Here is a 6566-nt window from a genome sequence, read left to right as displayed (position 1 = left end):
CGGGGGTTGCTCTGATAGGCCGGAGCCTTGCCAATGCTTAGCGAGGGCGAACCATGAAAAGCGTAATTTTCATCGGCTTGGATACGTCGAAGCTGAAGATTTCAGTGGCGGTTGCCGATGGAGAGCGGATGAGAGGAGGGGGGGGGGTTGGGGGGGGGGGATGGTGCGTAGACGCATGGCTTTCTGCTAAGGCAGAGTCATTGGATTGGGTAGGACGATGAATATCGCAGCCAACATTGATGAGGCATTCGGGGAGGCTGCGGGAGACGGCGTGACCGCCCATGCGCTCTTTGCCGATGCCCCGGGTTCCGTCTCGTTCAACAAGCTGCGCAAGCGCCTGCTCCGGCAGGTTCGCCAAGCCTTCGACGATTTCGGCATGCTGAAGGGTCAAAAGCGCTGGCTGGTCGGCATTTCAGGCGGCAAAGATTCCTACGGTTTGCTGGCGCTGCTGCTCGACTTGCAATGGCGTGGACTGCTGCCGGTCGAGCTGATGGCCTGCAATCTCGACCAGGGCCAGCCGAACTTTCCGAAACATATCCTGCCGGATTTTCTGACGAGGATCGGTGTAAAGCACCGCATCGAATATCGGGATACCTATTCGATCGTGAAGGAGAAGGTACCGGAGGGGGCGACCTACTGCGCCCTCTGTTCCCGTCTTCGCCGCGGCAACCTTTACCGCATCGCGCGGGAGGAGGGCTGTGATGCCCTGGTGCTCGGCCATCACCGCGAGGATATCCTCGAGACCTTCTTTATGAACTTTTTCCATGGCGGGCGTCTCGCCTCCATGCCGGCGAAGCTGCTCAACGACGAAGGCGACCTCATGGTGCTCAGGCCGCTTGCATATTGCGCGGAGGACGACATGGCGAAGTTTGCGGCGGCCATGCGGTTTCCAATCATCCCCTGCGATCTCTGCGGCTCGCAAGACGGCCTGCAGCGCAATGCGATGAAGGATATGCTTGCGGATATCGAGCGGCGCATGCCGGGGCGCAAGGACACGATGCTGCGGGCGCTTGCGCATGTGAACCCCTCACACCTGCTCGATCCGCAGCTTTTCGATTTTTCCAGCCTGATGGTCACAGAGCCGTCACCGAAGAGCGCATAACTGGGCTAACGCTCAAGAGTAAGGACATGCCATGACTTCGACTGTTGATGTGACGACGCTCTCCGATCTCCTCAGGCGGGCGGCGAAGGCCGAGATATTGCCGCGCTTCCGGCGGCTTGGCAGCGGCGACGTACGGGTCAAGACCGAGGCGACTGACCTGGTGACGGAAGCCGACGAGCAGGCTGAGCGGATGATGAAGGCGGAGGCGGCAAAACGCTGGCCGGACGCAGTCTTCATCGGCGAGGAGTCGGTTGCTGCCGACCCTGCGCTGCTCGGCAAGCTGCAGGGAGCGGATCTTGCGATCGTCGTCGATCCAGTCGACGGCACCTTCAATTTTGCTTCCGGCATTCCCGCCTTCGGCGTCATGGCTTCGGTCGTGTCGAAGGGTGAAACCGTTGCCGGCATCATCTACGACCCGATGGGTGACGACTGGGTGATGGCGGAAAAGGGGGGCGGCGCCTGGCTGCGACGGCCGGAGGGCGAGTCGCAGCGGCTTTCGGTGGCAGCGCCGGTGGCATTGGAACAGATGGTCGGTATGGCTTCGACCGGCTACCTACCGAAGGAGAAGCGTCCGGAAATTCTCGCAAATCTCGCAAAGGTACGCTTCCTCGTGAATTACCGCTGCGCCGCGCATGAATACCGGACATTCGCGTCAGGACACGTGCATTACCTGATGTACAATAAGCTGATGCCCTGGGATCATCTGGCGGGAACGCTGATCTGCCAGGAGGCGGGCGCCCATGCGGCGCGTTTCGATGGAACGGCCTACCTTCCGCACCACGTCGGCGGTGGGTTGCTGATCGCTCCGGACAAGGCGTCGTGGGAGTTGCTGCGGCGGGAGGTTTTCACGGTCTGAGGAGCGAGGGCGTAAGCCTCGATCCATGCCCGACATATAGGGAATGCATATTTCCTCCCAAGCAGTTTTGATCACGATATAGCCCCGCTTCTAAGCGGGGTTTTTCGCGTCGGGCTGGGCTTAGTTCGTCGAACTTGTCGTCACCTGATCGACCGGGATGCCGGGCGAGTTTTGCGGGAGGGATGCGATTGCGAACATCGCAAAGGCATAAGCGGCAAATACTGAAGCCGCGACGGTGGTCTTGATCATCTCTTGCTCCATCGTTGCCAGGGCAGATTAGCCCGAAAGGGCGATGGCCACAAGAAATATGAACGCCAGATGAACAAAAGGTCATGGAAAGTGTCCGCATCGTCGCGCGCGGCGTGCCGTCAGGCTGCTCGAGACCCGAGCGAAATGCGCTGGAACGAGTCGCCTGGTGATTCGTTGAGTCGAATGTTTTGCGTGAGGTATTGCGTCATGGAGAAAAAGGATATCCGGAAATTCCCGCCCGTCAGGATCAAACTCGGCGGACGCTATCGCGTCGTCAAGACGGTTCACGATGCCTACAAGCTGATGGTCACCGAATGGCCGATCCACGATGGCCCGGCGCTCTACCGCGCCGAGATTACATGTCTGGATGCCTTCAACGACGCGACGCCGGCCGCTGAGGTGCGGAAGAAATTCCTGGTCGCCGCCAGCGAGGCGCACCTCGAATATGTTGTCTGATCCGGCGTGATGAACTCCGTTGATATCGGCGATCTACTCGGTACCGGCAAGGAGGCGGAGGTCTACGAGCATGGGGCGCTGGTCCTTAAGCTTTACAGGGTCACCGCGTCCAAAAATGCTGCGTTCAGAGAAGCCGCGATTCTGGCGCACATCGAGCCATTTGGCCTGCCGGCGCCAAAAATTTCAGACGTCAGACAGTATGGCGACCGCTGGGGGCTGTTGATGACCCGGGCCCGCGGGCAGCCTTTTGCCAATGCGATGATCTCCCAGCCCGCGTTGATTCCAAAATACCTGGATGAAATGGTGCGGCTGCACAGGGAAATCCACGGCCAAGCCGCCCGCGCCCTTCCGGAGCTCAAGGCGAGACTGGGCTCAAATATTCGGCATGCGCCATTCTTAAGTACAGCACATCGTGAAAGGCTTCTGAGGGGGCTCGATACCCTGCCGAACGGGAACGTTCTCTGTCACGGAGATTTTCATCCCTCAAACATCCTCGGCTCACCTGGTCAAGCGATGGTCGTAGATTGGTTGGACGCATGCGCCGGCAGCCCGGCCGCCGACGTCTGTCGCACCTATGTCCTGATACATCATGCAGCTCCCGAAATGGCCATGCGCTATGCCGAAACCTATGCAAGAGCCAGCGGCCTTGCCCTAGGCGATATTTTCGCCTGGTTGCCCTTTGTCGCCGCGTCCCGGCTGGCAGAGGGGGTTTCGAAGGAAGAAGACGAGCTGATACGAATGGCTGAGACGGGTTGGTCAGATATCTGATCGCGCGCCAATCGCAAATTCTCCAAATCGAAATTCCGCCTGCCGGCGCAAGGCGCAGGCTGACATGGCACACCATCACAAATGCGCGGCACCCGGGTCGAGTTGCGGGCTGTCGCCCGGGTGGGTGAAGAGCTTGCCCTTTTCGGCAAAGAGCGTGGCGACGATGCTGATTGCGCCGAAGACCGCAAAGCCTGCAAAGAGCGGCTGGACGGTACCGTTGAAGAGCTGGCCGACGCCTCCTCCGAGCAGCGCGCCGACGGAGGTCGAGACGAAACCGGTGATGGCGGTCGCCGTGCCTGCAAGATTGCCCATCGGTTCCAGACTGATTGCCGTGAAGTTCGTGGCGATGACGGCAAACATCATCAGCAGAATGGAGAACAGAGCGTAGTCCAACGCGAAATTGACTTTGGCATCGAGCGCCATGACCCAGCCGAACGCCGAAATCACCGTAAAGAAGATCATTGCGGTGTGCGAGATGCGGCGCATGCCGAAGGTGCGCACGAAGAAGCCGTTGGCGAAGTTGGCAACGGCAATGCCGCCTGCCGTTGCCGCAAAGGCGATCGGCAGCCAATCCCCGAGGCCGTAGACTTCACCGAAAACCTGCTGGACGGAGATCACATAGGCGCTAATTACGCCCGTGAACATCGTGAGCCCGATCATGTAGCCGCAGGTGATGCGGTTGGTGAGAACGGTCCTGAAGCCGTCGACGATCGAATCGACGGACAGCGGGATGCGCTCATCGGCCGGCAGCGACTCCTTCAGGCGTAGCAGTGCCCAGAGGAAGAGCACCGCGCCGACGATGCCGAGCAGGATGAAGATCCAGTGCCAGTCGGTGTAGCTGATGATCAGCTGGCCCACGGAAGGCGCGACGATCGGCACGATCATGAAGACGATCATCACGTAGGACATGACGCGGGCCATTTCGCGGCCGCCGAAGCAGTCGCGGACAACCGCCATCGTGGTGATGCGCACCGCGGCGCCGCCAATACCCTGGACGAAGCGCATGACGAGCAGCATCTCGAAGCTGCCGGTCAGTGCCGCGCCGAACATCGCCAGCACGTAGACGGCGAGGCCGCCGAGCAGGATGCGGCGGCGGCCGAAGGTGTCGGAGAGGCTGCCGAAGATGATCTGCGAGACACCAAAGCCGAAGAAGAAGACACCGATGATGAGTTGCGCATCGTTGGTGCTCGTCACGCTCAGCGAGCGGCCGATGGCGGGAAGCGCCGGCAGCATGCTGTCGATTGCCATGGCGATGCTGGCGGTCATGAGCGCGATCGTTATGACGAATTCCGTAAAGCCCATGCCGATCCGGCTGGAGCCTTGATTTTCAGTATGCGGTTTATGCTTCGGAATCATTCTTCAAATCCAGTCAATGTAAAATCGTGAAATGGCTGCTCAGAGACGCGGATTGTGTGGCTGAAACAGACGGCCCTTCTCGGCGATGAGGACGAAGACGAGTCCGATGATCGACACGGCGAAATAACCGGAGACCATCGGCAGCGCCGTCCCGTCGAAGGCTTGGCCGATTGCCGCGCCGATGATTGCGCCGCCGATCGTGCTCATGAAGCCGAGGACGGAGGAGGCCGTGCCCGCCACGTGGCCGAGCGGCTCCATGGCGAGCGAGTTGAAGTTCGAGCCGATCCAGCCGAACTGGAACATCGCAATGCCGAAGAAGCCGATGAATAGGAAGAAAGGCATCGGCTGCGGGCCAACGACCTGCACGATCATCCAGAGTGTGTTGACCGCGACGAAACCGAGCAGCGATCCATGCGACAGCCGCCGCATGCCAAACTTGCCGACGAAGCGCGAATTGAGAAACGACGCAATGGACATAAAGACCGCGACAGCGGCGAAGGCGAAGGGGAAATAGACGCCGAGATCGTAGATGCCGACATAGATCTGCTGCGCGGAGTTGATGAATCCAAACAGCGAGCCGAAGATGAAGGTGGTTGCAAGCGTATAGCAAAGTGCGATGCGGTTCGTCAGAACGAGATGGAAGCCGCTGAGGATCGAGCGCGCGGTGAAGGGGCGCATGTTGCGCGGATCGAGCGTCTCCGGCAGGCGATAGAAGGTCCATGCGGCGATTGCCGCCCCCATTGCGGCGATGAAGACGAAGATCATGTGCCAACTCGCAAAGAGCATGATGATCTGGCCGCTCCCGGGCGCGACGACCGGCACGATCATGAACACCATCATGATCAGCGACATGACTTCGGCCATCTGCCGGCCGCCGTAGATGTCGCGGACGATCGAAATGGTGATGACGCGCGTTGCCGCAGAGCCGATGCCTTGGATGAAACGCAAGACGAGTAAGCCGGCAAACGAGGGTATGAAAGCAATCCCAATCGCGGAAGCGATGTAAATCCCCAGACCCACGAGAAGCGGCAGGCGACGGCCGAAGCGGTCGGAAATCGGGCCATAGAAGAGCTGAGCGCCGCCGAAGCCGAGAAGATAGGACGAGACGACGAATTGCCGGTGGTTTTCGCTTTCGACGCCCAGATTGGCGCCGATCTGCTGCAGAGCCGGCAGCATGATATCGATTGCCAGCGAATTGGTTGCCATCAAAAAGGCGGCGAGCGCGATGAATTCACGCTTGCCCATGGGCCTCTGGCCCGCGGACACGGCTTGAGACGAATCTGTCACAATGAAAATCCCATAAACAGGTCAAGGCGCTGTTGAGCACAGCGCCTTGAACTCGAATTAGAGCAGATTTGGAAACCGGACGGACGCCCGGTGACCTGTCAGGCGGCGCGAACCGTCACGCCATTTTCCTGGAAGTGCTGCTGTAACTCGCCGGCCTGGAACATTTCCCGCACGATGTCACAGCCGCCGATAAACTCGCCCTTCACGTAAAGCTGCGGGATTGTCGGCCATTTCGAATAGTCCTTGATGCCCTGGCGGATTTCCGAATCGGCGAGCACGTCAATGCCCTTGTAGTCGACACCGAGGTAATCGAGGATCTGGACGACCTGGCCGGAGAAACCACACTGCGGAAACTGCGGCGTGCCCTTCATGAAAAGGACGACATCGTTCGTCTTGATTTCGTTGTCGATGAATTCGTTGATACCGCTCATGGGACCTAATCCTTTCAACAGGCAGGTTAAAGGCCTGCCGTTTCAATCGTGAGCCTTAGAT

Annotated in this window: 8 protein-coding genes; 4 read left to right on the top strand and 4 right to left on the bottom strand. The window is 59.5% G+C overall.

The features are described 5' to 3' along the window. Nucleotides 1-217: 217 nt before the first annotated feature. On the top strand, nucleotides 218-1102 hold the full coding sequence (gene ttcA / locus C9413_RS25770; RefSeq protein WP_039845028.1) for a tRNA 2-thiocytidine(32) synthetase TtcA: 885 nt from the start codon (nucleotides 218-220) through the stop codon (nucleotides 1100-1102). Between the two features lie 31 nt (nucleotides 1103-1133). Then, entirely contained in the window at nucleotides 1134-1958 is an 825-nt protein-coding gene (locus C9413_RS25765) for an inositol monophosphatase family protein (RefSeq protein ID WP_039845027.1), read from the top strand. A 120-nt stretch (nucleotides 1959-2078) separates the two neighbouring features. Here C9413_RS25765 and C9413_RS34295 read toward each other — a convergent pair whose 3' ends face one another. After that, the gene (locus C9413_RS34295) at nucleotides 2079-2207 is read right to left on the bottom strand and encodes a hypothetical protein (protein WP_257788081.1); all 129 of its coding nucleotides are present in this window, start codon (nucleotides 2205-2207) and stop codon (nucleotides 2079-2081) included. Nucleotides 2208-2414: 207 nt separating this feature from the next. On the opposite strand from C9413_RS34295, the gene C9413_RS25760 reads away from it, so the two are divergent. Next, entirely contained in the window at nucleotides 2415-2663 is a 249-nt protein-coding gene (locus C9413_RS25760) for a DUF982 domain-containing protein (RefSeq protein WP_039845026.1), read from the top strand. A 9-nt stretch (nucleotides 2664-2672) separates the two neighbouring features. Next, nucleotides 2673-3431 carry an aminoglycoside phosphotransferase family protein gene (locus tag C9413_RS25755; RefSeq protein WP_039845025.1) on the top strand — a complete coding sequence of 253 codons (759 nt, stop codon included), beginning with the start codon at nucleotides 2673-2675 and terminating at the stop codon, nucleotides 3429-3431. A 75-nt stretch (nucleotides 3432-3506) separates the two neighbouring features. On the opposite strand, the gene C9413_RS25750 is transcribed toward C9413_RS25755, so the two are convergent. The 3 genes from C9413_RS25750 to grxD form a co-directional block, all read right to left on the bottom strand. After that, nucleotides 3507-4787, bottom strand: coding sequence for a multidrug effflux MFS transporter (locus C9413_RS25750; RefSeq protein ID WP_039845024.1), 1281 nt, complete (start codon nucleotides 4785-4787; stop codon nucleotides 3507-3509). A 39-nt stretch (nucleotides 4788-4826) separates the two neighbouring features. Then, complete coding sequence (locus C9413_RS25745; RefSeq protein WP_039845023.1) at nucleotides 4827-6032, bottom strand: multidrug effflux MFS transporter; 1206 nt, start codon at nucleotides 6030-6032, stop codon at nucleotides 4827-4829. A gap of 140 nt (nucleotides 6033-6172) precedes the next feature. Further along, nucleotides 6173-6505, bottom strand: a complete 333-nt coding sequence (gene grxD, locus C9413_RS25740; RefSeq protein ID WP_039845022.1) for a Grx4 family monothiol glutaredoxin — start codon at nucleotides 6503-6505, stop codon at nucleotides 6173-6175. Between the last annotated feature and the right edge of the window lie 61 nt (nucleotides 6506-6566).

It is taken from the genome of Rhizobium sp. SEMIA 4085, from assembly GCF_013004495.1.
Taxonomy (GTDB): domain Bacteria; phylum Pseudomonadota; class Alphaproteobacteria; order Rhizobiales; family Rhizobiaceae; genus Rhizobium; species Rhizobium gallicum.
This window is presented reverse-complemented; position numbering and strand designations above follow the sequence as displayed.

Bases quoted from the DNA above. Each gene is read 5' to 3' on its own strand.
- ttcA (WP_039845028.1), top strand. From the start codon at position 218: ATGAATATCGCAGCCAACATTGATGAGGCATTCGGGGAGGCTGCGGGA.
- C9413_RS25745 (WP_039845023.1), bottom strand. From the start codon at position 6,032: ATGGGCAAGCGTGAATTCATCGCGCTCGCCGCCTTTTTGATGGCAACC.
- grxD (WP_039845022.1), bottom strand. From the start codon at position 6,505: ATGAGCGGTATCAACGAATTCATCGACAACGAAATCAAGACGAACGAT.
- C9413_RS25760 (WP_039845026.1), top strand. From the start codon at position 2,415: ATGGAGAAAAAGGATATCCGGAAATTCCCGCCCGTCAGGATCAAACTC.
- C9413_RS34295 (WP_257788081.1), bottom strand. From the start codon at position 2,207: ATGATCAAGACCACCGTCGCGGCTTCAGTATTTGCCGCTTATGCCTTT.
- C9413_RS25755 (WP_039845025.1), top strand. From the start codon at position 2,673: ATGAACTCCGTTGATATCGGCGATCTACTCGGTACCGGCAAGGAGGCG.
- C9413_RS25765 (WP_039845027.1), top strand. From the start codon at position 1,134: ATGACTTCGACTGTTGATGTGACGACGCTCTCCGATCTCCTCAGGCGG.
- C9413_RS25750 (WP_039845024.1), bottom strand. From the start codon at position 4,787: ATGATTCCGAAGCATAAACCGCATACTGAAAATCAAGGCTCCAGCCGG.